Annotated in this window: 25 protein-coding genes; 11 read left to right on the forward strand and 14 right to left on the reverse strand. The window is 73.3% G+C overall.

The features are described 5' to 3' along the window. Positions 1-12: 12 nt before the first annotated feature. The 4 genes from OG702_RS11335 to larB all read right to left on the reverse strand — a co-directional run bounded on the left by OG702_RS11335 (position 13) and on the right by larB (position 3,894). The gene (locus tag OG702_RS11335) at positions 13-1,269 is read right to left on the reverse strand and encodes a beta-ketoacyl-[acyl-carrier-protein] synthase family protein (protein WP_327288737.1); all 1,257 of its coding nucleotides are present in this window, start codon (positions 1,267-1,269) and stop codon (positions 13-15) included. A 20-nt stretch (positions 1,270-1,289) separates the two neighbouring features. Then, complete coding sequence (locus tag OG702_RS11340) at positions 1,290-1,562, reverse strand: acyl carrier protein (protein WP_327288738.1); 273 nt, start codon at positions 1,560-1,562, stop codon at positions 1,290-1,292. A gap of 168 nt (positions 1,563-1,730) precedes the next feature. Then, the gene (gene larC, locus OG702_RS11345; RefSeq protein WP_327288739.1) at positions 1,731-2,948 is read right to left on the reverse strand and encodes a nickel pincer cofactor biosynthesis protein LarC; all 1,218 of its coding nucleotides are present in this window, start codon (positions 2,946-2,948) and stop codon (positions 1,731-1,733) included. Positions 2,949-3,054: 106 nt separating this feature from the next. Next, positions 3,055-3,894: a nickel pincer cofactor biosynthesis protein LarB gene (gene larB, locus OG702_RS11350; protein ID WP_327288740.1), complete on the reverse strand. Its 840-nt coding sequence runs from the start codon at positions 3,892-3,894 to the stop codon at positions 3,055-3,057. A gap of 65 nt (positions 3,895-3,959) precedes the next feature. Here larB and OG702_RS11355 point away from each other — a divergent pair, with 65 nt between their 5' ends. The 6 genes from OG702_RS11355 to OG702_RS11380 all read left to right on the forward strand — a co-directional run bounded on the left by OG702_RS11355 (position 3,960) and on the right by OG702_RS11380 (position 12,456). After that, positions 3,960-4,883: an asparagine synthase-related protein gene (locus tag OG702_RS11355; RefSeq protein WP_327288741.1), complete on the forward strand. Its 924-nt coding sequence runs from the start codon at positions 3,960-3,962 to the stop codon at positions 4,881-4,883. A gap of 192 nt (positions 4,884-5,075) precedes the next feature. Beyond that, the gene (locus tag OG702_RS11360) at positions 5,076-7,379 is read left to right on the forward strand and encodes an HAD-IB family hydrolase (RefSeq protein ID WP_327288742.1); all 2,304 of its coding nucleotides are present in this window, start codon (positions 5,076-5,078) and stop codon (positions 7,377-7,379) included. Then, on the forward strand, positions 7,376-8,617 hold the full coding sequence (locus tag OG702_RS11365) for a zinc-dependent alcohol dehydrogenase (protein WP_327288743.1): 1,242 nt from the start codon (positions 7,376-7,378) through the stop codon (positions 8,615-8,617). The genes OG702_RS11360 and OG702_RS11365 overlap by 4 nt, the downstream gene beginning before the upstream one ends. A 9-nt stretch (positions 8,618-8,626) precedes the next feature. Next, positions 8,627-10,204: a lactate racemase domain-containing protein gene (locus OG702_RS11370; protein WP_327288744.1), complete on the forward strand. Its 1,578-nt coding sequence runs from the start codon at positions 8,627-8,629 to the stop codon at positions 10,202-10,204. Beyond that, entirely contained in the window at positions 10,201-11,169 is a 969-nt protein-coding gene (locus OG702_RS11375) for a lysophospholipid acyltransferase family protein (RefSeq protein ID WP_327288745.1), read from the forward strand. The genes OG702_RS11370 and OG702_RS11375 overlap by 4 nt, the downstream gene beginning before the upstream one ends. 264 nt (positions 11,170-11,433) lie before the next feature. Continuing rightward, entirely contained in the window at positions 11,434-12,456 is a 1,023-nt protein-coding gene (locus tag OG702_RS11380; RefSeq protein WP_327288746.1) for a cellulose binding domain-containing protein, read from the forward strand. Here the strand turns inward: OG702_RS11380 and OG702_RS11385 are convergent. The 9 genes from OG702_RS11385 to OG702_RS11425 all read right to left on the reverse strand — a co-directional run bounded on the left by OG702_RS11385 (position 12,402) and on the right by OG702_RS11425 (position 20,331). Then, on the reverse strand, positions 12,402-13,103 hold the full coding sequence (locus OG702_RS11385) for a hypothetical protein (protein WP_327288747.1): 702 nt from the start codon (positions 13,101-13,103) through the stop codon (positions 12,402-12,404). The two genes, OG702_RS11380 and OG702_RS11385, sit on opposite strands and share 55 nt — an antisense overlap. Beyond that, on the reverse strand, positions 13,100-13,666 hold the full coding sequence (locus tag OG702_RS11390) for a SigE family RNA polymerase sigma factor (protein ID WP_327288748.1): 567 nt from the start codon (positions 13,664-13,666) through the stop codon (positions 13,100-13,102). The genes OG702_RS11385 and OG702_RS11390 overlap by 4 nt, the downstream gene beginning before the upstream one ends. Before the next feature lie 87 nt (positions 13,667-13,753). Then, positions 13,754-14,347 carry a hypothetical protein gene (locus tag OG702_RS11395; protein WP_327288749.1) on the reverse strand — a complete coding sequence of 198 codons (594 nt, stop codon included), beginning with the start codon at positions 14,345-14,347 and terminating at the stop codon, positions 13,754-13,756. A 160-nt stretch (positions 14,348-14,507) separates the two neighbouring features. Further along, positions 14,508-15,050, reverse strand: coding sequence for a hypothetical protein (locus tag OG702_RS11400; protein WP_327288750.1), 543 nt, complete (start codon positions 15,048-15,050; stop codon positions 14,508-14,510). Positions 15,051-15,242: 192 nt separating this feature from the next. After that, entirely contained in the window at positions 15,243-17,627 is a 2,385-nt protein-coding gene (locus OG702_RS11405; RefSeq protein ID WP_442814383.1) for an ATP-binding protein, read from the reverse strand. Between the two features lie 5 nt (positions 17,628-17,632). Next, on the reverse strand, positions 17,633-18,256 hold the full coding sequence (locus tag OG702_RS11410) for a DUF6879 family protein (RefSeq protein ID WP_327288752.1): 624 nt from the start codon (positions 18,254-18,256) through the stop codon (positions 17,633-17,635). Beyond that, positions 18,249-18,518 (reverse strand): hypothetical protein, encoded by a 270-nt coding sequence (locus OG702_RS11415; protein ID WP_327288753.1) that lies wholly within the window; start codon positions 18,516-18,518, stop codon positions 18,249-18,251. Before OG702_RS11415 ends, OG702_RS11410 begins: the two co-directional genes overlap by 8 nt. 116 nt (positions 18,519-18,634) lie before the next feature. Then, the gene (locus OG702_RS11420; protein WP_327288754.1) at positions 18,635-19,864 is read right to left on the reverse strand and encodes a tetratricopeptide repeat protein; all 1,230 of its coding nucleotides are present in this window, start codon (positions 19,862-19,864) and stop codon (positions 18,635-18,637) included. After that, positions 19,864-20,331: an ATP-binding protein gene (locus OG702_RS11425; protein ID WP_327288755.1), complete on the reverse strand. Its 468-nt coding sequence runs from the start codon at positions 20,329-20,331 to the stop codon at positions 19,864-19,866. Before OG702_RS11425 ends, OG702_RS11420 begins: the two co-directional genes overlap by 1 nt. Before the next feature lie 157 nt (positions 20,332-20,488). On the opposite strand from OG702_RS11425, the gene OG702_RS11430 reads away from it, so the two are divergent. The 4 genes from OG702_RS11430 to OG702_RS11445 are packed head-to-tail and all read left to right on the forward strand — an operon-like array spanning position 20,489 to position 22,780. Continuing rightward, on the forward strand, positions 20,489-21,355 hold the full coding sequence (locus tag OG702_RS11430) for a helix-turn-helix domain-containing protein (protein WP_327288756.1): 867 nt from the start codon (positions 20,489-20,491) through the stop codon (positions 21,353-21,355). Beyond that, the gene (locus OG702_RS11435; protein WP_327288757.1) at positions 21,352-21,597 is read left to right on the forward strand and encodes a DUF397 domain-containing protein; all 246 of its coding nucleotides are present in this window, start codon (positions 21,352-21,354) and stop codon (positions 21,595-21,597) included. Before OG702_RS11430 ends, OG702_RS11435 begins: the two co-directional genes overlap by 4 nt. A 59-nt stretch (positions 21,598-21,656) precedes the next feature. After that, complete coding sequence (locus tag OG702_RS11440; protein WP_327288758.1) at positions 21,657-22,178, forward strand: hypothetical protein; 522 nt, start codon at positions 21,657-21,659, stop codon at positions 22,176-22,178. 14 nt (positions 22,179-22,192) lie between these two features. Then, entirely contained in the window at positions 22,193-22,780 is a 588-nt protein-coding gene (locus OG702_RS11445) for a hypothetical protein (protein ID WP_327288759.1), read from the forward strand. A gap of 91 nt (positions 22,781-22,871) precedes the next feature. Here OG702_RS11445 and OG702_RS11450 read toward each other — a convergent pair whose 3' ends face one another. Next, positions 22,872-23,375, reverse strand: coding sequence for a DinB family protein (locus OG702_RS11450; RefSeq protein WP_327288760.1), 504 nt, complete (start codon positions 23,373-23,375; stop codon positions 22,872-22,874). Positions 23,376-23,574: 199 nt separating this feature from the next. On the opposite strand from OG702_RS11450, the gene OG702_RS11455 reads away from it, so the two are divergent. Beyond that, positions 23,575-24,276 carry a winged helix-turn-helix transcriptional regulator gene (locus OG702_RS11455; RefSeq protein ID WP_327288761.1) on the forward strand — a complete coding sequence of 234 codons (702 nt, stop codon included), beginning with the start codon at positions 23,575-23,577 and terminating at the stop codon, positions 24,274-24,276. Positions 24,277-24,362: the final 86 nt, after the last annotated feature.

The following is a 24,362-nucleotide window of genomic DNA, read 5'->3' on the forward strand; positions in this document are numbered from 1 at the left end:
GGGCCGGCGGATTCACCGCCCATGGTCCGTACCGCCGGTTCTGGCCTGCCGGGTGCTCGGCGGCTGGAAGACCAGGGCGACGTTGTGGCCGCCGAAGGCCGAGGACGTCGACAGGGCGGCCCTGACCTGCGCGGGCCTGGCGGTGCCGCGCACGTGGTCAAGGTCGCACGCGGGGTCCGGGTCGTCCAGGTTGTGCGTGGGCGGCAGCGTGCCGCCGGCCAGCGCCAGGATGGTGGCCGCCGCCTCCACCGCGCCCGAGCCGCCGAGCAGGTGCCCGGTGACGCCCTTGGTCGAGCTGACCGCGGGCTGGTCGTCGCCGAAGACCTGCCGGATGGCGGCGGCTTCCGCCATGTCGCCGATCTTCGTGCCGGTGCCGTGCGCGTTGACGTAGCCGATGTCGGCGAGGTCGAGGCCGGCCCGGCTGACCGCGCTGCGCAGGCAGGCGGCGACGCCGGACCCGTCCGGGTTGGGCATGATCAGGTGGTCGGCGTATCCGGCGGCGCCGCGCGCGTCGGCGAAGTCGGCGCGCTCGACCACGAGCATGCCGCCGCCCTCACCGAGGACGAAGCCGTTGCGGCGGGAGTCGAAGGGCCGGCTCGCGGCGGTCGGATCGTCCGCCCAACCGGTGGCCAGCGCACGGGCGTTGCGGAAGCCCGCGATGCCGGTGAGGCCGCCGAGGGTGGCCTCGGTGCCGCCGCAGACGACGACGTCGGCGTCGCCGGCCGAGATCAGCCGGAAGGCCTCGGCGATGGCGTGCGCGCTCGCCGCGCAGGCGGTGGTGATGGTGGAACTGAAGCCGTGGATCCCGTGCTTGAGCGCGATCCTGGCCGTCGCCATGTTCGGCAGGAAGGCCGAGTAGAGGTACGAGCTGACGCCGGTGTGGCCGCGCTCGCCCGAGGCGCGGGCCTGCCGCTCGAAGGTGATCATGCCGCCGGCGCCGGTGGAGGCGATGACGGCGACCCGGTAGGGGTCCACGTCCTCGCCGATCTTGATCCCGGAGTCGGCGAGCGCCGCGTCCGCGGCCGCGACGGCCATCAGCGCGAAGCGGTCGACCACGCCCCTGTCGTGCCGCGGCACCAGGGGGGCGGGGTCGAGGTCGGGGGCGATGCCGGCCGAGTCGATGATGCCGGCCGCCACATGGCCCTCAGGCGGGCGTACGAGCCCGGAGCGCGGCAGGCACAGCGCATCGAAGAACTCCGCCACGTCCGTGCCCAGCGGTGTGACCAGGCCGATGCCGGTCACCACCGCACGCGGTGCTGTGCTGTCCACTCCCCCGCCGCCTTCCGATGTCAGACCGCGGGACCCGCGGCCGAGGTCGCACCCACCCGCTCGGCCACCAGCGAGGAGAACTCGTCCAGGGTCAGGTCCGCCATCCCTGGCAGCTCCTCGTCGGAGAACTTCACCCCGAAGTCGTCCTCGATGCGCACCGCGAGCTCCGCGACGGCGAGCGACTCCAGGTCGAGCCCGGCCGGGCCGAGCACCATCGTGTCCGTCAACTCGCTGACGTCGTAGTTCATCTCGGTCAAGGCGGCCTTGACCGCGTCACGTATCGTCTCGAACACACCGACTCCTGATTCGTGGCCGCATGCCTGTACGAAGGTCCCTACAGGCCGTCACCCTGGCACGGGCCGCGCTCCCATGGCACGCCGTCCCTGCGGTTGCACACCGGTGTCCCGGCGGGCGGGGCGAGGTTGTGCGACGTCGGAATTTCCGCGGTTGCACGGCCCGGTTCAGCCTCCGGCGGGCGCGGCGGGGCCCGCCCGCTCGCCGAGCAGGCGGGCCTCGTCCAGCACGGCCGCGAGCGGCAGCCCGGCACGGCGCGCGGCCGCGGCGGCCTCGTCGTACTCCGGCTGGACGGTGACGATCCGCCCGGCGAGATAGCCGCGCTTCACCCCGATCCGGCTGCCGGCGACGGTGACCTCCACCCGGTCGCGCGGCAGCGAGCGGCGGGTCACCGGGGAGACCCGCACGCCCAGCGTCGTCGTCTGCTCGAAGACCAACCCGCAGACCAGGTCCAGGCGTTCGGCGTCCACCAGGACGCTGAGCAGCTGGGCGGGCCGGCCCTTCCTGGTCAGTGCGGGCGTGCACCACGCGTCGGCGGCGCCTGCCGCCCGCAGGGCGTCCAGCAGGTCGGGCCAGATCCGCGGGTCGAGGTCGTCCACGGTGGTGTCCACCCGGTGCAGTGCCGAGGTCGCCCAGTGCGCGGGCTCGCCGGCGCTCTCGCCGACCAGCACGCGCAGCACGTTGGGGTGGGTGCGGGGGTCCGCGGTGCCCGCGCCGACGCCGACCGCGAGCGGGGTCAGCGCGGGCGGCGGCCCCCACCCGGTGGCCAGGGCGCACAGCAGGGCGGCGCCGGTGGGGGTGCACAGCTCCATCGCCGCCGGGTGCGCGGCGATCGGCGCCCCGGCGGCGGTGAGCAGTTCCAGGACGGCGGGCCCGGGGATCGGGATGGTGCCGTGCGCACCGGCCACCTTTCCCGCGCCGACGGCGACCGGCCCGACGATCCGCCGTACGGACGGTGCGAGCAGCCCCAGGCTGTGCAGGGCGGTCGCGCAGCCCACGACGTCGGCGATGGCGTCGAGCGCCCCGACCTCGTGGAAGTGCACCTGCGCGGCGGCGATCCCGTGCACCCGGCCCTCGGCGGCGGCCAGCCGCCGGAAGACCTCCTCGGCGAAGTCCGCCACCTCGGGTGGCAGTTCGCCGCCGGCGATGACGTCCAGGACGTCGTCGAGCCCGCGGCGGGCCGCGGACTCGGCGGTGCTGACGCCGGCGTGGGCGGCCCGGAAGCCGTGCCGCCTGACCTCCCGCAGCTCCAGACGGATCGCCTCGACTCCAAGCGAGCCCAACGCGGCCTCGACGGCGGCGAGTTCGGCTCCCGCGTCGAGCAGCGCGGCCAGCAGCATGTCCCCGGCTGCCCCGTTGGCCGGGTCGACCCACAGCGTCCTCATCGGGCACCCCGCCCGTGCGCCGCGCACGGCCCGGAGGCCGCGGCGGACCCGCGCTCCCGGCGCGGGCCGGGCACGCACTCGGCAGGCGGCACCGGCAGCAGCGGGCTCACCGGGCCACCCCCGCCCGGCGGGCGATGCGGGCGGCCGCCACGCCCGCGCCGAAGCCGTTGTCGACGTTGACCGACAGGACGCCGGGGGCGCAGGTGTTGAGGGTGGCAAGGAAGGCGGTCAGGCCGTCGAGGTGCCAGCCGTAGCCGACGCTGGTCGGGACGGCGATCAGCGGGAGGCCGACCAGGCCGCCGAGGACGGAGGGCAGCGCGGCCTCCATGCCGGCGACCGCCACGACGACGTCGCACGCGGCGATCCGGTCGCGCTGCGCCAGCAGCCGGTGCAGGCCCGCCACGCCGACGTCCACGATCTCGTCGGTGTGGGCGCCGAAGACGTTCACCGTGGCCGCGCACTCGCGCAGCACCGGGAGGTCCGCGGTGCCGGCGCACACCACCGCCACCAGGCCGTTGCGGGGCGCTGGCGGGCCGAGGGTCGCCGTACGGCCGACGTCGTCCACCGTGACGCCCGGCAGGTCGCGGCGGCACCACTCCCGCGCCTCGTCCGACAGCCGGGTCGCGAGCACCGGCCGGTCGGGGTGCGCCCGGGCCAGCGCGCCCATCGCGCCGACGATCTGCGCCGGGGTCTTGCCCGCGCCGTAGACGACCTCGGGGTCGCCGGTGCGGGCGGCGCGGTCGACGTCGAGCCTGGCGTACCCGAGGTCCACCTCGGCGCCGGCGGGCGGGAGTTCGCGGTCTCGCGGGACCGTGCGGTCCGCCTCGCCCGGCGGCGGGACCGGCTCGGGACGGGCGGCGCCGGCCGTCGCGGGCCGGACCGGCCCGGGGCCGTCCGCGCCGGTAGCCGGCCGGACCGGCTTGTGGCCTGCGGCTTTCTGATCCATCGTGTTTCAGACCCTTCGTTCCGGCCCCGGCCGGCGCGGTTTGCCACTCTCCGGAGGTGCACGTGGTGGAGTTCGGTTCCGCGGCGGACGCGGCGCGTGCGCTGCTCGCCGAGACCGCAGGCTACGGCGGCACCCTGGTCGCCTTCTCCGGCGGCGTCGACTCCAGCGTCGTCGTCGCGGCCGCCGCCCGTGCGCTCGGCACGGACGGCATGGCGGCGGTGACCGCGGTCTCCCCCGCCCTGCCCACCGCGGAACTCGCTGCGGCCCGACGATTCTGCGACGGCCTCGGAGTGACCCACCACCTGGTGGACACCCGGGAGCTCGACGTCGCCGGCTATCGCGACAACGGCCCGCAGCGCTGCTTCTTCTGCAAGAGCACCCTGCTGGACGCGGCCCTCGACGTGGCCTCGCGGCTGGGCTTCGGGTGCGTGGCGACGGGGACGAACGCCACCGACGTGGTGGACCGCTTCCGCCCCGGCATCGCGGCGGCGGCCCGGCGCGGGGCACGCACACCGCTGGCCGACGCGGGCCTGGGCAAGGCGGCGGTGCGCGACGTCGCCCGGCTGTGGTCGCTGCCGACCTGGGACAAGCCGGCGATGGCCTGCCTGTCGAGCCGGATCGCGTACGGGCTGCAGATCACTCCGGGGCGGCTGGCCCGGGTCGAGCGCGCCGAGGTGCTGGTGCGCGAGACGCTGGGGCAGGACCCGCTGGTACGCCGCGCGTTGGGGCGGGAGTCCCTGGCGGGCGACGCGCAGGCCGTGCAGGCGGCGGCACCGGGGGCGGCACCCCAGGTGCCGGCCCCGCACCCGGACCGTACCGACGTGCGGGTCAGGGACCTCGGCGAGGCGGTGCGGATCGAGGTGGATCCGCGGATCGCGGCCGACCCGGCCGCCCACCCGCCGCTGGTGGACGCGGTCCGGCTGGCCGGCTTCGCCCATGTCCCGGTCACCGTGGAGGTGTTCAGGTCGGGTTCCATGAACACCCCCTGATCGGCCGCTGACCTGCGGCGACACCGACTCCCGTGCGAGCGGTGGCCATTGCCCCCCTTCCGAGCGTTGGCCTAACCTGAGCGCGTCGACGGGGCGGCACCTCCTCACGTGTTCCCGCCTCTCCAGGGCCTCGTGCGGGCCGGAACACCGCCCGCCCCACCCACCTGATGGAATCCGTAGGGAGGTTCTGCCGTGGCGCCACCTGTCCCGGACGGGATGCCGCCGGCAGCGGGACCCGCGTCACCCGGCGGCCATGTCCTGCTCACCGGCGCGACCGGCTTCCTCGGGCAGGCGATGCTGGAGCGGCTGATCGTCGAGCACCCGGACACCCGGGTCACCGTGCTGGCCAGGCGACGCGGCGACGCCTCGGCGGCCGACCGGCTTGCGGGTCTGGCACGCAAGCCGGTCTTCCGCACGCTGCGCGAACGTATCGGCTACGCCGGCGTCCAGGCCGCGCTGGCCGAGCGGGTGGACAGCCTGGAGGGCGACCTCGGCAGCGGGATGCCGGCGCTGCCCGGCACGCTGACCAGCGTCCTGCACTGCGCCTCCACCGTCTCCTTCGACCCGCCGGTGGACGAGGCGTTCCGGATCAACGTCCAGGGCGCCCGCGACCTCTACGAGGCGGTCGCCGCCTGCGGCGGCCGGCCGCACGTGGTGCACGTCTCGACGGCGTACGTCTCCGCGCTGCACCGAGGCGTCGTCGCCGAGCGGGCGCTCGACCACGACGTCGACTGGCGCTCCGAGTTGCGGCACGCGCTGGCCGCGCGAGAGGAGGCCGAGCAGCTGTCGCGCACGTCCGGCGTGCTGCGGCCGCTGCTGGCGGCGGCCCGCGCCGAGCACGGCAAGGCCGGGGCGACCGCGACGGCGCAGGCCGCCGAGCGGGCCCGCCGCGACTGGGTGCACGAACGGCTGGTCGCGGCCGGGCGGTTACGCGGGCAGAGCCTGGGGTGGACGGACGTCTACACCTTCACCAAGGCGCTGGGCGAGCGTGTCGCCGAGGAGTACGCGCGCGGGGCGGGCCTGACGCTGTCGGTGCTGCGGCCGACGATCGTGCAGGCCGCGCTGGAGCGCCCGTACCCCGGCTGGTTCGAGTCGTACAAGATGATGGACCCGATCACGCTCGCCTACGGGCGCGGCGAGATCCCCGAATTCCCGGTCCACGCCGAGAGCGTGGTCGACATCGTGCCGGTGGACTTCGTCACCGCCGCCGCCCTCGCTGTGGCCGCCGCACCGCCCCCGCCCGGCGAACCGGCGTACTTCCACGTCGGCACCGGCGCCCGCAACCCGCTGACCCAGCAGGAACTGCACCGGCATGTGGCGCGCTACTTCACCGCGCACCCGCTGCCCGACGCCGGACGCGGCCACGTCAAGGTGCCGCCGTGGCGCTTCCCCGGCGCCGCCACCGTGGAACGGACGCTGAAGGCCGGCGAGCGGGCGGCCGGCCTGGTCGACAGGGCGCTGCCGCTGCTGCCGGCCACCGCGAGGGTCAGGGACCGGGTGGACAAGGCCCGCGCCGACACCCAGCGCACCCGGGCCCTGCGCCGGCTGCTCGACCTCTACGGCGGCTACGGCGGGGTCGAGGCGGTCTACGGCGACGCCAACGTCATCGCGCTGCACCGGGCCCGGCCGGAAGGCAGCCCCGGCTTCGACGTCGCCGGGATCTCCTGGCCGCACTACGTCGGCGAGGTCTACTGCCCGGCGGTCACCGCGGTGGCCCGGCGCACCTCGGCGCCGCGCAGGAAGCGGGCCGGCTCCGACGGGCTGCCGCCGGGCAAGGACATCGCGGCGGTCTTCGACCTGGAGGGCACGGTGCTGGCCTCCAACCTCGTCGAGGTCTTCCTGTGGACCCGGCTGGTGGGCGGCCCGCGCTCGTCGTGGGCGGGCGAGATCGCCTCGCTGGCCCTGTCGGTGCCCGGCTACCTGCAGGCCGAGCGCCGCGACCGCGGTGACTTCGTCCGGGCCTTCATGCGCCGCTACGCCGGCTGCTCGGAGGCCGAACTGCGGGCCCTGGTGCGGCACCGCATCGGCGACGCGCTGCTGCACCGGTCCTTCCCCGAGGCCGTCCGCCGCATCCGCGCGCACCGGGCGGCCGGCCACCGCACCGTCCTGATCACCGGCACCGCCGACCTGTTCGTGCAGCCGTTGGGCCCGCTCTTCGACGAGATCGCCGCGAGCCGCCTCCAGGTGCGCGACGGGGTGCTGACCGGGCGCCTGGAGCGGCCGCCGGTGGTCGGCGAGGCGCGGGCGGCCTGGACGAAGCGGTACGCCGAGACGGCGGGCATCGACCTGAAGCGCTCGTACGCCTACGGCGACAGCTTCTCCGACAGCGCGCTGCTCGGCGTGGTCGGCAACCCGGTCGCGGTCAACCCCGACCACCGGCTGCACCGGCACGCGGCCCGGCGCGCCTGGCGGGTCGAGGAGTGGGGCGCGCACACCGGCGGCCGGATCGACGCGGCGCTGACCGCCCTGTCGGGACCGGCGGAGGCGCTGCGATGAGCCAGGCACTGGAGTTCTACCGCTCGCCGGCCCGCTATCTCGCCGCCCGCGGTATCGCCGCGACCGGTGCGGGCGGGCGGCTGGCCGGCGCGGTCGCCGGTTCCGTGTCGCCGCTGCGGCTGGTGGACCGGCCGGCGGTGCGGCGCGACGAGCCGGGCTGGGTACGGCTGCGGCCGCAACTGTCCGGGATCTGCGGGTCCGACCTGTCGCTGCTCGGAGGCCACTCCTCGCCCTATCTGACGCCGCTGGCCTCGCTGCCGTTCGTGCCAGGGCACGAGATCGTGGCGGTGACCGAGGGGGACGCCCGGGGGCTGCCGGCCGGCAGCCGGGTGGTCGTGGACCCGGTGCTGTCCTGCGCGGCCCGCGCCACCGGGCCGTGCGCGGAGTGCCGGGCGGGCCGGCCGAACCGCTGCGGGCACATCACCACCGGCGCGCTCAAGGCCGGTCTGCAGACCGGCTTCTGCGCCGACACCGGCGGCGGCTGGAGCCGTTCCGTGGTCGCGCACGTCTCCCAACTGCACGCGATTCCGGACACGTTGGACGACCGCACGGCCGTCCTGGTGGAGCCGCTGGCCTGCGCGGTCCACTCGGTGCGGCGGGCGGCGATCACTCCCGGCGCGTCGGTGCTGGTCGTCGGGGCGGGCACGGTCGGGCTGCTGACGATCCTGGCCCTGCGCGAGTTCACCGCCGCCGGGCCGGTCTACGTGGTGGCCAAGCACCCGCACCAGCGGGCGATGGCCGAGGCGCTGGGCGCGACCGAGACCTTCGGGGTGCGGCGGATCGCGCGGGCGCTGCGCATGCTGACCGGCGGCACCCTCGAACACCCCGACCTCGGCTCGGAGTTCCTGCTCGGCGGGGTGGACGCGGCCTTCGACTGCACGGGCGGCGCCGGCGGCCTCGACACGGCGCTGCGCACGGTGCGGGCCGGCGGCACGGTGGTGATGTCGGGAATGCCGTCGGGGACGGTGGACCTGGCGCCGGTGTGGTTCAGGGAGCTGCACCTGATCGGCTCCTACGCGTCGGCCGGCGGCCCGGCGGGCGCGGAGGGCGCCGACCGGCCGGAGCCTTCCGCGCCGGACTTCGCGGAGGCGGTGCGACTCGCCGGCCGGGCCGGGGCGCTGGGCGGTTTCGTCGACGCGGTCTACCCGCTGGCCCGCTGGCGCGAGGCGATCGGGCACGCGCTCTCCGCCGGCCGGCTGGGCAGCGTCAAAGTCGCTTTTGATCCGAACCGGAGCTAGGAGCACCACGTGGGCAGACCGGGTTTTGTGCTCGAAGTCGACGAACGCACACCGGCGTTGCTGGTCAACGAGGGCGAGGGGGCCCGCCTGGAGCGGTTCCCGCCGGGCACCAGGGTGGTGTATCCGCCGGACTCGCTGCCCGGCATCAGGGACGTCGGCGGTGCGATCCGGCACGCGCTGCTGCACCCGCACGGCGAGGACCCGCTGCCCACCCTGCTGCGCCCGGGGATGCGGCTGACGATCGTCTTCGACGACATCTCGCTGCCGCTGCCGCAGATGCGCACCCCCGACATGCGGCAGCGGATCATCGAGCAGGTGCTCGAACTCGCCGCGGCCGCCGGGGTGGACGACGTCGAGCTGCTCGCCGCCAACGCGCTGCACCGGCGGATGACCGCCGCGGAGCTCAAACGGACCGTCGGCGAGCGGGTGTTCAGGTCGTTCTTCCCGGCCCGCCTTAACAACCACGACGCCGAGGACCGGGCGAATCTCACCGAGGTCGGCACCACCCGGCACGGCGAGGTCGTCGAGATCAACCGGCGGGCCGCGGAGAGCGACCTGATCGTCTACGTCAACATCACGCTGACCGGCATGAGCGGCGGCAGCAAGTCGGTCGCGGTCGGGCTCGCCTCGTACCGCAGCCTGCGGCACCACCACAACGTGCACACGCTGCGGCACTCGCGGTCCTTCAACGACCCGCCGAACTCGGCGATGCACCACTCCTACGACCGGATGGCCGGCGTGCTGGCCGACCACGTCAGGGTCTTCACCGTGGAGTCGACGGTGAACGGCGACTCGTACCCGCCGCAGGTCGGCTTCATGAACAAGCGCGAGTGGGAGTGGTCGCCGGCCGACCTGGCGTCGTATCTGGCCTTCAGGAAGCTCAACGGCATGGCGCCGGCCAAGATGCGGCGCCAGATGTGGCAGCGCAGCTACGCCCCCTACGGCATCACCGGGGTCCACGCGGGCGCGCCGGCCGACGTCCACCCGTACACGCTCGCCAACGTGCACCGCCAGCAGCTCACCGAGATCGACGGGCAGAGCGACATCGGGGTGTGGGGCCTGCCGTTCATCTGCCCCTACAACGTCAACTCGGTCATGAACCCGATCCTGGTCATGTCGCTGGGCCTCGGCTACTTCTTCAACCTCTACCGCAACAAGCCGATCGTGCGGCAGGGCGGCGTCGGGATCTTCTACCACCCGATGCCGGAGGAGTTCCATCCGGTGCACCACCCCAGCTACATCGACTTCTACGAGTCGGTGCTGTCCAGGACGAAGGACCCGGCGCTGATCGAGGAGAAGTACGAGGAGCAGTTCGCCACCGACCCCTGGTACACCCACCTCTACCGCACCAGCCACGCCTACCACGGGGTCCACCCGCTCTACATGTGGTACTGGGGCGCGCACGCGTTGCAGCACCTGGGCGACGTCATCTTCGTCGGCGCCGACCGCGGCGCCGCCTCCCGGCTGGGCTTCCGCACCGCGAGCACGCTCGGCGACGCGCTGGAGATGGCCCGCGAGACGGTCGGGTCGAGCCCGTCCATCACCTACCACCGCAGCCCGCCGCTCACCCTGGCGGACGTCCGATGAGGCGCCCGGCGAAGGGCCTGCGGGCGAACGGCGGAAGCGGCGCGGGCGGCGGCACCGGCGTCGTCGGGAGTCTGCGGCTGCTCGCGCACGGCAGGGACCTGCGCGGCCGGGCGAGGGTGCCGCGCTCCGCCGAGGAGTGGGAGGAGACGCCGGAGCGCACGCGTTTCCCGACCGCCTGGGCCCGTACGCCGGTGGCGGGCGCGGTGCGTTACGGGTTGCAGCGCGGGCTGCTCAAGCCCACCGCCTGGTCGGTTTGCGCGCCCGACGTCGAGGGGGTCGAACGGCTCGAAGGGCTGCGCGGCCCGGTGGTCTTCGTCGCCAACCACGCAAGCCATCTGGACACCCCGCTGATCCTGGGCTCGCTGCCGCCCAGGTTCGCCCGCAGGATCGCGGTGGGCGCCGCCGCCGACTACTTCTTCGACACCCCGTGGCGTGCCGTGCTGACCGCGCTGGCCATCAACGGCTTCCCGGTGGAGCGCAAGGGCTCGAACCGCCTCAGGAGCCTGGCGCCGCAACTCGTCGCCGAGCGCTGGAATCTGCTGCTCTTCCCGGAGGGCACCCGCTCGGAGGACGGCTGGATGAACCGGGTGCGGGCCGGCAGCGCCCACCTGTGCTGCGGCTTCGGCATCCCCGCGGTGCCGATCGCGGTCCGCGGCTCGTACGCCGCCATGCCGCGCGGCCGCGGCTGGCCGATCCCTGGCCGGCCGCGCGTCTCGGTGCGCTACGGCGATCCACTGCACCCGCAACCGGGCGAGAACGCCTGGGACTTCAACACCCGGCTGGCCACGGCGGTGGCGCGGCTGTGGAACGAGGAGGAGCTGGGCTGGTACGGCGCCCTGCGCGAGCCGCGGGAGTCCGCGGTCGCGCGGCCGGCCGGCCCGCCGGCCGCCGGGTCCTGGCGGCGCAGCTGGGAGTCCGGCAGGCCGCTGCCGCCGCCGCGGACGCTCGGGGACGCCGAGGACTGACCCCGGGCGCCGGGTCAAGTGCGGGTAAATCACCGGAGTTGGTCTAGTCCACTCCATCAGCGACGACGCCGCCCGGCCCTCGGGATTGGTCCAGTCCAATTCTCGTTCGGTGCATTGCCGCCGGGGATCTCGGTTGTCCTGGGAGAGCCGCCCTCGCTCTTCCCCCACACACCGAGGAGAGCCGTGTCCCCCGGACCGGGATTATGGAGATCGTCCCGCACCTCCGACCGCAGACGCCGGTGGCCGGCCGCCGGGGCCGCCGTCGTGGCCACGCCGGCGCTCGCGCTGGCCGGGCTCACCGGCCTGGGCGCGCCGGCCGCGCAGGCCGCGCAGGCCGTAGCCGCGCTCACCGCGCAGTTCAGCAGCAGCCGCAGCGGCTCGTCATGGACGGGCACCTACACCGTCAAGAACGGCACCGCCGCCGCGGTGAACGGCTGGACCCTGGAGTTCGACCTGCCGGCCGGCGTGAAGATCACCGACGAGACGTACGGCACCTCGACCGTCAGCGGCTCCCATGTCGTCGCCTCGCCCGCCTACTACAACTCCACCGTCTCGGCGGGCGGTTCGACGTACCCGTACACCTACACCTTCACCGCCTCCGGCCCGCCGGGCACTCCGACCGGCTGGCTGGTCAACGGCGACAAGTGCGACAGCAGCCCGGCCGTGCCGCCGCACGCGCCGACCGGCGTCACCGTCGCCGACGCCACCGCCCACACCGTGAGCCTGCGGTGGACGGCGGCCGCCATCGAGGACTTCCCGGTGGCCTCCTACGACGTGCTGCGCGCCGGGGCCGTCGTGGCGTCCAGCGCCACCACCGGTGCGACCGTCCAGGGCCTGTCACCGGCCACGGCCTACCAGTTCACCGTGCGGGCCAAGGACGGCCGCGGCAACGCCGGGGAGCCCAGCGCCGAGCTTCGCCCCGGCGACCGACACCGTCCCGCCGACCGCGCCGGCCGGCCTCCCCTCCTCGTGAAGAACCTCCACACCTCGGGCGCCGCCGCCAAGCTGGACGTCGTCAACTACGCCTTCGGCAACCTCGACCCGAAGAACCTCACCTGCCTCAACGGCGTGACCAAGGGCACCACCGCCGACCCGGAGGACCCCAGCCAGGGCGACGGCGCCGGTGACGCGGAGGCCGACTACGGCCGGGCCTTCCCCGCCGCCCAGTCCGTCAAAGGCCAGGCCGACGACAGGGGGCGGGGAGGCCGCCGGTCCCGGGGCCGTGGCCCCGGTCAGCTGCGGGCGCCGGCCGCACCGGTGCTGATGACATGCCCGGCGTTGTCGTAGACGGTCACCTTGGTGACGCCCAGACGGGGCTCGGGGTCCGATGCGACCGGCAGGACCGCGCTCGGGTCGAGGTAGATGACCCCCCAGGTACGGTCGCCCGCCAACTGCAGCACGTGACCGGCGACCACGCGCCCGTCGACCGTACGGAACTCCACCCTCGACGCGGTGCCCTGCCCGAGATAGACGCCGGAGACGAACCACTTGCCGGACACCTGCCCGGCCTGCAGGTTCACCCCGCCGGTCTGGTCACCGTCGACCTTCGGGGTGAACTGCGTCCCCTCAGACGGCGAAGAGACGTACTTCCCCTTGCCCGTCAGCCAGACCGACAGCCCGGGACCGACATCCACCCGCTCACCCGCGGCCACCACCCGCGCCGCGGGAACGCCCGTGGCGCCGTTCCCGGTTGCCGCGGGCGGGTTCCCGTGCCGGTGCCACGGCGAGGGCAGCGCGGACCCGAGATGCATCGCGACGGCGATGACCGGCGTCACCAGCACGGCGCTGCCGATGGCCGTCCCGGCCGTGCGGACACGCCGGCGCGTGCGGCCGGCGCGCTCGATGGCCGCCAGCGGCAGCGGTGAGGGGGAGATGTCCTCGGCAGCCCGGGTGAGGACCGCACGCAGCCGTTCGGTCTCGGATTCGCGGTTCATCGGGCGGGCTCCGAAGTCGGGTTGCGGGAGAGTGAGGGATGGGCGCGCATCGCTGCGAGGCCGCGCCGGGTGTGTGTCTTGACGGTGCCCACCGAGCAGTTCAGCGTCCAGGCGATCTCCTGCTCGCTCATGTCCTCGTAGAACCTCAATACCAGCACGGTGCGCTGGCGGGCCGAGAGGACCTTCAGCACCTCCAGGACGGCCGCACGCTCGTCCAGCGCGTCGCTGTGTCCGGAAGGCGGCCGCTCGCTCTGCCCGCTCGGTTCGCTCTGCCCGGCCAGGAACGGCATGAGCAACTCGGTGACCCGCCGCTTGCGTACGCGGCTGCGGTTGTTGTTGACCAGCGCGGACCGCACGTACGTGTCGACCTCGTCGCGCGGGATGCTCCGCCACCGGCCGTACACCTTGGCCAGGGTGTGCTGGACCAGGTCCTCGGCCTCCTGGAAGTCACCGGTGAGCAGGTGCGCGGTGCGGACCAGCCGCGGCCACGCCTGGGCGGCGAACGCCGCGAAGGCTGCCGAGTCCGCGGTCTCGGTGTGATCGCTGTGGCGCTCGTACGTCAAGGCGGCTGCTTCCTTCCAGATTGCCGCTGCCGGCGTCGGATTCGGCGGTGGGCCCGGATCGACCGGGCCCACCCGATGTCGGACGGCTCAGCCGTGGAAGGTGCTGCTGGTGATGACGTGTCCTGCGGCGTCGTAGACGGTCACCTTCGCGATGCCCAGGTGGGGGTGGGGGTTCGTGGAGACCGGCAGGGCGCTGGTCGGGTCGAGGTAGAAGGCCCCCCAGGTGTCCTCGCCCGCCAACTGCAGGGCGTGACCGGCCAGTACGCCGCCGTTCGTCGTGGTGACCTCCACCTTCGACGGGGTGCCCTGCCCGAGGTAGACGCCGGAGACGAACCACTTCCCCGACACCGGCTCGGCCTGGAGGTTCACCCCGCTCGACTGCCCACCGTCGGCCTTGGGAGTGAACTGCGTCCCCTGGGAGGGCGAAGAGGTGTACTTGCCCTCGTCCGTCAGCCAGACCGACAGCCCCTCCCCGACGGCCACCCGCTCACCCGGGGCCAACGCCCGCACCGCGGAGGCGGATCCGGCCTTCCCGGCTCCCTGGTGGACGGACGCGGACCGGTTCTGCGCCGGGCGGGCCGACGCGTGTGCGGGGCTGACGGCCTGGGCCATGGCCGGCGCGCTGACCGCCAGTGCGGCGGCGACTGCCGCTGCGGCCAGATACTGCTTCATTCGGGTCATGGAACGAACTCCCTGCGGGTCGAAGCGATCATCGGGAGGAGCGAACCTCCCTACCCTTCACAACCCCGTCCGGCTCGCCCTCGGATGACAGCAGGACCGGGACAGTTTCCGGCCGCCGTGGCGGGGGGCGCCGACTTGTGCGGCGCCCCCCGGCGCCCCGTCAGCGGTAGAGGCGGAGGTCCGCCAGGCTCCACCAGTTGGGCGAGGTGGCGGTCTGCGTCACGCGGACGTACCGGGCGCGAGCGGACCGCAGGTCGACCGTGGTGAGCTGGCCCGTGCCCGCGCCCGTGGCGGCCGTACGCCAGTGGGTGCCGTCGTCGCTCCGCGGGTCGAACAGCTTCCGCATCGCCGCGTCACGGGCACCCCGCGGCAGCGAACTGAGCACCGCGGCCGAGGAGTCGGTCATCGCGCCGCCGAAGCCGTCCATCCGCTGGAGGGACCGGTTCGGGTCGACGGTGATGGTGGTGAGGTCGGAGGCACCGGGGTGGAAGGCGACGGGAGCCTGCGGCTGGAGCTGGACGGAGTCGTCCGCGGTGGTCAGCCACACTCTCGCCTGCGGCGGGGGCGCGGGGTGGTGGGCGGGGGCCGCGGTTGCTGTGGCCGGGGCGGGGGCCGGGGCCGACGTGGCCGTTGCGGTGGCCGGCAGGCAGGTCAGGCACAGCGCGGCGGCGGTGAAGGCCGCCGCGCCCAGGGCGCGTCTCATCGGGGTCTCCTAGGCGGTGCGTCGGCCATGAAACACCTGTAACGTTCCGGAAACGGGCGGGGCGTGCCCACAGAAAAGCCGCCTGGGCCTTGACGTGTCAAGGCTCCTGCAACGTCCGCGGCGCGGCCCGGCCAGCCGGTCTGATGTAACGCTCGCCTGTAACACCGACTACCCCGGTGGCCGCGGCGGGCGTCACCCGCCCGCCGTCAACTCCCGCTCGATCCTCGCCCGAACGGCCCGCGCCCGGGGGTCGATGTACGGCGTGAGCAGATCCAGCGCCTGCGCCCAATGGGTGCGAGCCTCGCCGGGGTCGGTGGGGAGGACGGCGGTTGCGAGGTGGTCGAGCTCGACCGCGTGCTCCCAGCCGTCACCGAGTTCGGCGTGCACGGCGGCGGCCCGCCGGTGGAAGTCGACGGCCTCGGCAGGGCGGTCGAACGCCGCGTACGTCAGCCCGGCCCCGCGCCAGGCCAGCGCCTCACGGCTGCGGTCGCCGAGGCGGCGGTGCAGCATCGCTGAACGCTGGTACGCCGCAAGGGCGTCGCCGTAGGCGGTGGTGGCGCGGTGGGCGTCGCCGAGGGTCAACAACCAATACGCTTCCAACGTGTGGTTGCGCAGGTTGAGCGCGATGTCCAACGCCCCCTGAGCCGACCGCAGGGCCGCGTCGGTCTGCCCGGACTCCAGCTGGATCGACGCCGACAGGCGCAGTGCGTTGCCCAGGCCCGGCTGGTCGCCCGCGGACCGCTGGATCTCCATCGCCTGTTCGAGGGCGGCCGACGCCTCGGGCAGCCGTCCCGCCTTGTGGCCCGCGGTCGCCACGTTGGCGAACACGGCTGCGGCCAGGCCGCGGTCGCCCAGCTCGTGGAGGATCGATCCGGCCAGGCTGAAATGGTCTTCGGCCAGGCCGAGTTGCCGCCTGCGCAGGTGGATCAGGCCGACGGTGTTCAGCACGCGGGCCTCGCTGAACCGCCCGCCTGTCCGGCGCGCGACATCCAGCGCGCGGCTCAGGCATTCCAGACCCTCCTCGAAGCGGTTCGCCTCCCGGTAGACCATTCCGAGACAGGTGAGCAGGCGGAGTTGTGCGTCCGCGTCCTCGGACCGTTCCGCGGCCTCCAGCCCCAGGTGGCCGCTGTCCAGCCAGTCGGTCCGGGCGGCCGACGGCGACATGGCCCGCCACGCCGCCTCCGCCATGCACGACGCATGCTGATCGAGTCCCGCGGTAACCGCCGCGCGGACCAGAGCGGGCAGCGTCGGATGCTCGCGCTCTGCCCAGTCGACGGCGGCGTTGTAGTCCGCGAAGACCAGCGGCTCCACGGCGGTGACCGGTTCGGGCAGTGACAGGCGGAGCTCGCGTGGCTTGATCCAGCCCTGGGCGGCGGCAGCCGTCCCCAGATACCAGTCCAGGACCCGCCGCAGGGCCCCGTCCCGTTGCCCGGGAGGCTCTTCGGTCTGTGCCTGCTCGGTGGCATACGCCCGCAGCAGGTCGTGAAACTGATACCGGTCCGGTGCGGTCTGCTCCACCAGATGCGCGCCGACCAGGTCGTCCAGTAACTGCCGTGCACGGCTGATCGTCAGGTCCGCCAGCGCGGCCGCCGGGTGCAGCCCGAACTCGGCCCCCGGATGCAGGCCGAGCAGCCGGAACAGCCTGGCGGCGGGCGCGGACAGCGCCCGATACGACCAGGCGAAGACCGTACGCACCGCGTCCGCCTCGTCCTCGCTGCCCGTGCTCAGCGCGTCCCACAGTGCCGACTCGTCCCGTAGTTCGGCTATCAGCTCCTCAAGGCACATGTGCGGGTGGCTGGCCGCGCGTTCGGCCGCTATCCGCAAGGCCAAAGGCAAGCGGGCGCAGAGGCGGGCCAATTCGATGAGCCGCTCCGGAGCGTCGCCCACCCGATACCCGCTGGTGACCGCCTGCAGCAATGCCACGGCCTCCGCCTCGGGGAGCGTCCCGAGCGTCACTCGTCGTGCGCCATCCCGTACCGCCAGCCCTGACAGGCGACTGCGGCTGGTCACCAGCACGAGACTGTCCCCGCCGCCGGGCAGCAAAGGCCGCACCTGCCCCGCACTGGCTGCGTTGTCCAGCAGCACCAGCACCCGCCGCTCGGCGAGCAGCGACCGATACATGGCGGCAGCGGCGTCCACATCCCCCGGCAGTTCGGCGGCGGGCACGCCCAGTGCGCGCAGGAAGCCGCGTAACGCCTGCTCGGCGGTGACCGGCTCTCCCGGGTCGTAGCCCCGCAGGTTCACGAACAACTGGCCTTCAGGGAATCGGTCCTTGACCTGGTGCGCCCAGTGCAGCGCGAGCGACGTCTTGCCGCCGCCCGCCGTCCCGGCGAGCACATGTACCGACACGACGACCTGACCGCCGTCCCGGCCGGTCAGTACCGCGTCCAACTGGCCGAGTTCGTCGGTGCGGTTGACGAAGCCGTGGACGTCGGCCGGCAGTTGCCGAGGGGTCGGATGCCCGCGCTCGGGAGCTCCGCGGTGGAAGTGGATGTCCCCGGTCACGTTCCCGGCTTGCACCACATCCCTGGACGACCCCGACAGATCGTTCCGTGACTCGTCCACGCCGCCCGCCATCGTGGTCAGGCCGCGGGAGGCGGCGGAAGGGGGGCCACCACCCGGTCGAAGTACGACAGGACGTCCTCGGCCTGCGCGTAGGCGTCACGGATATACGCGTCCCACGGCCCGACCACGTCAGGATCGGTCCAGCGGGTCGCACCGGACGGGGCCCCGGCCTCGGAATACAGCACCTGGTAGAGCGTGCGGCCGCCCAGCACGACCATCTCCGGGAGCCGGCCCTGTTCCTCCGCCGCGGACACGGCATCGGCGAGGAGGACGCGAGTGGGGTTCCCGACCTCCGCACGCATCCGGAGCCAGTACAACTCCCATTGCACGTAGGGCGTCAGGGGTTCCTCGACCACGCGCAGCCGACGAAACGGCGAGCGGTGCCGTGTGTCGGTCGACGCGATCTGCCGCGAGGCATCCCGCAGTGCCTCGAACTGGCGCAGGACCTCCGGCCAGTCCCCTTGCCTGAGTGCTTCGCGGCTCGGGCTGGCCAACTCCTCGAAGTGCTGGCGCCGTTCGAGCTTCCACGACTCGCTGTCGCGGAGCGCCGCGCGACGGGTGCGGAAGTCCCGTCCATATTCCTCGTGCCTGAGTGGTTCGCCCTGGTCCGCCGGGAGCAACGGCACGCGAAGATCAAGCATCAGGGATGTCCACTCTTGCCGCACTCAGCATGTTGCCCGGGATCACGACCAGCCGCTCATCCGTTCCCAGCGTCACGCCGTCGGGCAGGTGGGGCGCATAGGCCGTGGTCAGATCCCGGCCGATCACCGCGATGTCGCCGTTGTCCAGTTGCCAGATGTCGGGGCAGTCGTCGTCGCCCTGTGAATTCCCCAGCTCCGCAGCCGATTTGCCCAGTCGCCGCACGAATAACGCCGACGGGTCGGCCTCCCACGAGCGAGCCATGACTGCCTCCCAGCAACCCCGATGTCACAGACTGTGCTCGTTGATGTTACCTGGAGTGGTGGTCCGGGTGCGGGGCGGAATCGGCCATTGCTGTGCCGGAGCTGGAGGGGCGGAGGTCAGGGGAGCTGGCTGAGGCGGCAGTCGATCTCGGCGCGGACGGCGTCGGCGCGGGGGTCGGTGAAGGGGGTCAGGCAGGCGCGGGCCTGGGTCACGTGGGTGCGGGCGGATGCGGGATCCGTGGGGACCAGGGCGGTTGCCAGGTGGGTGAGGTCGAGCGCGTGCTCCCACGCGTCGCCCAGTTCCGCGTGGACGGTGGCGGCTCGGCGGTGGAAGGCCGCCGCCTCGGCCGGGCGGTCGAGGGCCGCGTACGTCAGTCCCGCCCCGCGCCACGCCAGTGCCTCGCGGCTGCGGTCGCCCAGGCGGCGGTGCAATGGCGCCGAGCGCTGGTACGAGATCAACGCGTCGCCGTACGCAGCCGTGGCGCGCTGGACGTCGCCGAGGGGCAGCAGCCAGTACGCCTCCAGCGTGCGGTCACGCAGGGCCGTTGCGATCGTCAGTGCCTCACGGGCGGCCGCGTACGCCTCGTCGGGCTCCCCGCACTCGTTGTGCAGAGCGGCGACGATACGCAGGACATTGCCCTCGCCCCGCCGGTTGCCCAGAGCACGGTGGGCGGCGAGTGCCTGCCGCACGGCGTCCCGCGCATCAGCAGCCGGGCCCGCGCTGAAACGCGTCGAGGCCAGATTGGACAGCACGACCGCCGCCCAGTGCTCCTCGCCCAGTTCACGGAATGTACTCAGCGCCGACTCGAAGCACGCGGCCGCGCTGTCCAGGCGGCGGGCGCGGAGGTGGAGGAGGCCGATGAGGTTGAGCGCGTGGGCCTCGTCCGGGGCGTTGTCCGTGGCGCGGCAGAGTTCGAGGGCGCGGGCGAGGGTACGGAGGCCGTCGTCCAGCCGGTTCGCGGCCCGGTAGGCCGTGCCGAGGCTTATCAGCAGGCGGATCTGCCCGGTCGTGTCCCCTTCCCGTTCGGCTGCCGCCAGGCCCGCCCGGCCGACTTCCAGCCAGTCCGCGTCGGCGGCTGTCGAGGGCCAGGCGTGCCATGTCGTTTCGGCCAACTGCCAGGCCATCCGGTCGAGTCCGGCGGACGCGGCGGCCCGGACCAGGACGCCGAGGGTGGGCTGTTCGCGTTCGGCCCAGTCGACCGCCGCGTCGTAGTCGGGGAAGGCGGGCACGGGCGCCCCGTTGAGGGGCAGGCGTTGTTCGGCGGGTGCGAGCCAGGCTCTGGCCGCGTCGGCGGTGTGCAGGTAGTGCTCAAGGCGGCGGCGCAGAGCCGTGGTGTCCTCGGGCATCACGCGCCGCCTCCGTCCGCGGCGGCGGGCAGGTCGAGTTCGGCGCGGACGGTCTTGCCGACCGGGAAGCGGTCGAGCACCGACCACCGGTCGGCCACCGCCTCGACCAGCAGCAGCCCGCGCCCGGACTCGGCGAGCGACCCGGGTGGTGCCAGGTCGCCGGGACCCGGCGGCCGGCGTTCGGTACGGGTGTCGGAGAGCTCGATCCGCAGCGTGGTCCGGCTGATCGCCAGCCGCAGCTCGAAGTCCCGCCCGGAGACGCAGCCGTGCGTCACCGCGTTCGCGGCCAGCTCGGCCACTACGGTCTCGGCCGCCTCGAAGACGTCGGAGCCGTACGCGATTCCCCACGTGCTCAGCTGGTGCAGCGCCAAGTGCCGTGCGAGCCGGGCACCACGCCGCGTGGAGCTGAACTGCTGGCTGAACTCACCTTCCGTACACGGCAGTTGCTGAATAGCTGGAGTTGTCATGATGCCCAATGTGGCCTGCGCGAACACCGCCCTGCCAGCACCTCGCCATGTACGCTGCGCGAGCGTACATGCACCAAGGGTGGACAGTACACATCACCGACCGTAAGCATGTCCCGGTTGGGAGTGACCCCAGGGGCAAGGGCGCGGGAGGTGGCCGATGACGGCCAACGGTGCGGGCGGCGGCGGCAGCAGCAGCGGTACGAGCGCGGGCGGCGGCGAGCCCGAACCCTCCGACAGCTTGCGGACGTTCGGCGCGTTCGTCCAGGCCTTACGGGAGCATGCCGGCTTGAGCCGGGAGGAGTTCGGCCACCTGATCGGCCTCTCGAAGCACACGGTCACCTCTATCGAGGTGGGGCGGCGCATGCCCGACCCGGATTTCGCTGAGCGGGCTGAGCCGGTGTTGGGCGACACGGGGGCCTTGCGCAATGCCCTCAAGCACGTTGCCCGGCGCCCGGGGCTCGCGACCTGGTTCCGCCAGTGGGCGAAGAAGGAAGAGACGGCGATCAGCCTGTACACGTACGAGTGTCGCGTCATCCCGGGGCTGCTTCAGACCGAGGCCTACGCGCGGGCGCTGTTCGATGAGCGCCTGCCGCCGTTGAGCGATGAGGAGATCGAGAGTCAGTGGGCTGCACGGGCTGAGCGTCAGCAATTCTTGAGCGAACGTCCCAACACCGCCTTTAGCTTTGTGCTCGATGAGCATCTGTTCCTACGCCGGACGGGCGGCGTAGAGGTGACGCGAGAGCTGATCGACCATGTGCTTGAGGTGAGTCGGCGGAGGAACATCGAGAGCCAGGTGCTGCCGCTGGCTACCAGCGTGCACCCCGGGCTAAACGGCCCGATCCAGCTGTTGGAGACGCCTGACAACAGGTGGCTCGCGTACGGCGAAGGGCAACAGACCGGGCAGCTCATCCCTGATCCCAAGGTGGTCAGCATCCTCCAGATGCGGTATGCGAAACTGCGCTCGCAGGCCCTCAGCCCCGAGGAGTCCAAGAGCCTGCTGTTGCGACTGCGAGGAGAGCTATGAGCACCGACGAACTGGCCTGGTTCAAGAGCAGCTACAGCAGCGGCCAGGGCGACAACTGCATTGAGGTCGCCCTTACTTGGCACAAGTCCAGCCACAGCAGCGGTGATTCCGGCGACTGCGTCGAGGTCGCGACCTGCCCCGAGGTCGTCCACGTCCGCGACTCCAAGGACAAGGAAGGTCCCCAACTCGCCTTCTCTTCCACCGAGTGGGCCACCTTCATCAGCTTCGCCCGCGCCCTCTGACGTACCCCCGAAGCAGCCCACCCCGAGAACTCCTTCGGTCGGAGCACTAGGGTGCGACCATGGCCAGCGCCCGCGTCCACGAACCTGTCCTGCTGGACCCCAGGGGACCGGCGATCACAGCGGTCGCGTACACCGTGGGCGCGGTCCTCTTCCTGGGTGCGGGAGGCGCCTCCCTCTATGCCACCGTCCGCACTGCCGCCGACGTCGGGGAGACCAGCAGTGGCTGGGTGTGGGCCGGGGCGGGCGTCGCCCTGGTCGCGGCGTTCGTCGCCTGCGTCGGGTTGTCCACCGTCCTCGGCGCCCGCGAGGATCGGCGGGCCACGCTCCAGCTCGCCGCCCTCGGCGTCGACGCGACCGCGCTGGTTCTGGCGGTCGCCGCCGCCCCGCCGAGCAACGACGAATACGAGCAGGTCCGGCTCGTGATGCGAATCAGCGGCCCCGGTTTCGAATCGTTCGAGTGCGGCAGTGAAGTCCCGAAGTACCGGTTCGGCAGTGCCACGCAGGGGACGGTGCTGCCGGCCCGGGTCAATCCGGTCACCCGCGCGTTCACCATCGAGCGACCGCCTGCGCCCCCTCAGTAGCGGAGGAACCGAGAGTGCACCGCAGCGAAGACCTGTCAGCGGCCGGCTGGCTCACCCGCACCGGGGCCGATCCGATGCGCCTGCTCACGTTAGGGCCCGCAGGGTTCGCGGCGTACGCGAGACTGCGCTTCATTCCGGACCCGGACGGGCCGGGGTTGTCCGAGGCGGATGTCGAGCTGCCCGAGGACCACCCGTCGGAGATCGCGCAGGCGCGGGCTGTACTCCGGGGCCTGGCGGGGCACACTCAGGCGCCCGAGCGGTGCTACTTCTGCGTGTGGGAGGGCTACTCCGGGTCGTTCCTCGACCCGGAACTGCTGGCCAACGGCCCCCTGCTCGTGCTGCCGCACCGCCGATACGTGCTGTTCGCCGGTGAGTTGGCGGACATCGAGCGGTGGGAGGCGGAGTTCGGCGGCGGGCGGCCGTGCGCACCGCCGGCGTTCGTGTGGCCGGCGGATCACCGCTGGTGCTTCACCAGCGACGTCGATCCGCACTGGGCGGGAATCGGCGCGAGCGCGGCGGCGATCGAGTCGCTGACCGCAAGGACCGACGTCGACGTCGTCCCGGCCTCCTCCGACCAGGCCCCGCCCCGCTACGACAGCTGAGCCCCGTGCGGTCACGCCGCACACCCGTGCCGTCGGGGCAGGAGAAGACGAGGGCGGGAAGGAGTGGGCCCGCCGGGCGCCGCCCCGGCGGTCAGGAGCCGGTCGTACCGTCGGCCAGCTCGCGCAGGATGTCGAGGTGGCCGTTGTGGCGGGCGGTCTCCTCGATCAGGTGGAGCAGGATCCAGCGCAGATTCATCCGGCGGCCGTCGCGGATGGGGCGCTTGGCGAGCTCGTCGAGGGAGTGCGCGGCCACCAGCTCGCGGTGCCGGGCGTTCTGGGTCTCGTAGTCGGCGAGCAGCTCGGCCAGCGGGATGTCGACGGCCATGGTCATCTCGCGGTCGGGGTCCTCGTCGGTCCAGGGGCCCTGGTCCTCGCCGCCGAGGAAGATGACGTCGAACCACCAGGCCTCCACCCAGCGCAGGTGGCTGATCAGGCCGCACAGGGTCATCAGCGGGGACCCTGGGAGCGGGGCTCCGCGGGCGTCCTCTGCGGAGACGCCGTCGCACTTCATGCGGGCGGTGTCACGGACGTAGTCGAGGAAGGTGACGAGGGAGGCGCGCTCGTCGCCGGTGGCCGGCACATCGGTTCTGGTCATGAGGACGCATCGTCTTCGATCGGGCCGCCCGTTGTCGACCGCATTACCGGCCGGCGCCGGGGGTGGCGGCGAGCCTAGACCGGCCCGCACACCAGGGCGGCAGGCCTCGGCCCGCGACTCCTGAAAAGCCAGCGGTTAGTCTTGAGGAAGAAGCTCCTCTCGATTCGCAGGCTCTTCTCGACCGCGGGAGTTGATCTCCATGGCGTCGAAGCGCAGTTACGGCGACGGGTGCGGCATCGCGCGCGCCCTCGACCTGGTCGGGGAGCGGTGGGGGCTGCTGGTGGTGCGGGAGCTGGTACTCGGGCCGAAGCGGTTCACCGGGCTGCACGCGGGGCTGCCCGGGGTGAGCCCGAACGTGCTGGCGCAGCGGCTGCGCGAGCTGGAGGGCGCGGGGGTGCTGCGGCGCCGGACGCTGGGGCCGCCGACCGGGGCGCGGATCTACGAACTCACCGAGTGGGGCCGGGAGCTGGAGCCGCTGCTGATCGGCCTCGGCCGCTGGGGCGGACGGACGCCGGTGGCGACCGCCGACCCCTACCGCAGTGCGGATTCGCTGCTGCTCTGGCTGTGCTCACGCTTCGGCTCTTTCGCCGGGGACGCCGCGGCCGAGGGCAGGGGGGAGCTCGCCGCGGTCCTCGCGGTGCGGATCGGCGACGACCGCTTCGCCGTACGGGTCGGCGGTGGCCGGCTCACCGTGGAGCGCGGGGTGCCCGAGCGGCCGGACGCCACCCTGGCGGGTGACCTGGCGACGTTGACGGAGGTGCTCCAGGGCCGCCGCCCGATCGCCGAGGCCGCGCAGAGCGGCGAGCTGGCGGTCGGCGGCGACGTGACGGCCGTACGCCGGCTGGTGGACCTCCTGGTCACGTCCCGTCCCGCGACCGCCCTGGCCGCGGTGCCCGCGTAACACGACGGCCCCTGGCCGCGGCGCCCGTAAGGCAGCCGCCCGGTCGGCGCTGCCCGCGTAAGACAATCGCCCGGGCCGCGGCCGCC

The organism is Streptomyces sp. NBC_01198 (genome assembly GCF_036010485.1).
Taxonomy (GTDB): domain Bacteria; phylum Actinomycetota; class Actinomycetes; order Streptomycetales; family Streptomycetaceae; genus Actinacidiphila.

What these genes read in the sequence shown, in the direction of transcription:
- larC (WP_327288739.1), bottom strand. Translation starts at nt 2,948, where the DNA reads ATGAGGACGCTGTGGGTCGACCCGGCCAACGGGGCAGCCGGGGACATG.
- larB (WP_327288740.1), bottom strand. Translation starts at nt 3,894, where the DNA reads ATGGATCAGAAAGCCGCAGGCCACAAGCCGGTCCGGCCGGCTACCGGC.
- OG702_RS11365 (WP_327288743.1), top strand. Translation starts at nt 7,376, where the DNA reads ATGAGCCAGGCACTGGAGTTCTACCGCTCGCCGGCCCGCTATCTCGCC.
- OG702_RS11375 (WP_327288745.1), top strand. Translation starts at nt 10,201, where the DNA reads ATGAGGCGCCCGGCGAAGGGCCTGCGGGCGAACGGCGGAAGCGGCGCG.
- OG702_RS11385 (WP_327288747.1), bottom strand. Translation starts at nt 13,103, where the DNA reads ATGAACCGCGAATCCGAGACCGAACGGCTGCGTGCGGTCCTCACCCGG.
- OG702_RS11395 (WP_327288749.1), bottom strand. Translation starts at nt 14,347, where the DNA reads ATGACCCGAATGAAGCAGTATCTGGCCGCAGCGGCAGTCGCCGCCGCA.
- OG702_RS11400 (WP_327288750.1), bottom strand. Translation starts at nt 15,050, where the DNA reads ATGAGACGCGCCCTGGGCGCGGCGGCCTTCACCGCCGCCGCGCTGTGC.
- OG702_RS11405 (WP_442814383.1), bottom strand. Translation starts at nt 17,627, where the DNA reads ATGGCGGGCGGCGTGGACGAGTCACGGAACGATCTGTCGGGGTCGTCC.
- OG702_RS11410 (WP_327288752.1), bottom strand. Translation starts at nt 18,256, where the DNA reads ATGCTTGATCTTCGCGTGCCGTTGCTCCCGGCGGACCAGGGCGAACCA.
- OG702_RS11415 (WP_327288753.1), bottom strand. Translation starts at nt 18,518, where the DNA reads ATGGCTCGCTCGTGGGAGGCCGACCCGTCGGCGTTATTCGTGCGGCGA.
- OG702_RS11420 (WP_327288754.1), bottom strand. Translation starts at nt 19,864, where the DNA reads ATGCCCGAGGACACCACGGCTCTGCGCCGCCGCCTTGAGCACTACCTG.
- OG702_RS11425 (WP_327288755.1), bottom strand. Translation starts at nt 20,331, where the DNA reads ATGACAACTCCAGCTATTCAGCAACTGCCGTGTACGGAAGGTGAGTTC.
- OG702_RS11430 (WP_327288756.1), top strand. Translation starts at nt 20,489, where the DNA reads ATGACGGCCAACGGTGCGGGCGGCGGCGGCAGCAGCAGCGGTACGAGC.
- OG702_RS11435 (WP_327288757.1), top strand. Translation starts at nt 21,352, where the DNA reads ATGAGCACCGACGAACTGGCCTGGTTCAAGAGCAGCTACAGCAGCGGC.
- OG702_RS11440 (WP_327288758.1), top strand. Translation starts at nt 21,657, where the DNA reads ATGGCCAGCGCCCGCGTCCACGAACCTGTCCTGCTGGACCCCAGGGGA.
- OG702_RS11450 (WP_327288760.1), bottom strand. Translation starts at nt 23,375, where the DNA reads ATGACCAGAACCGATGTGCCGGCCACCGGCGACGAGCGCGCCTCCCTC.
- OG702_RS11455 (WP_327288761.1), top strand. Translation starts at nt 23,575, where the DNA reads ATGGCGTCGAAGCGCAGTTACGGCGACGGGTGCGGCATCGCGCGCGCC.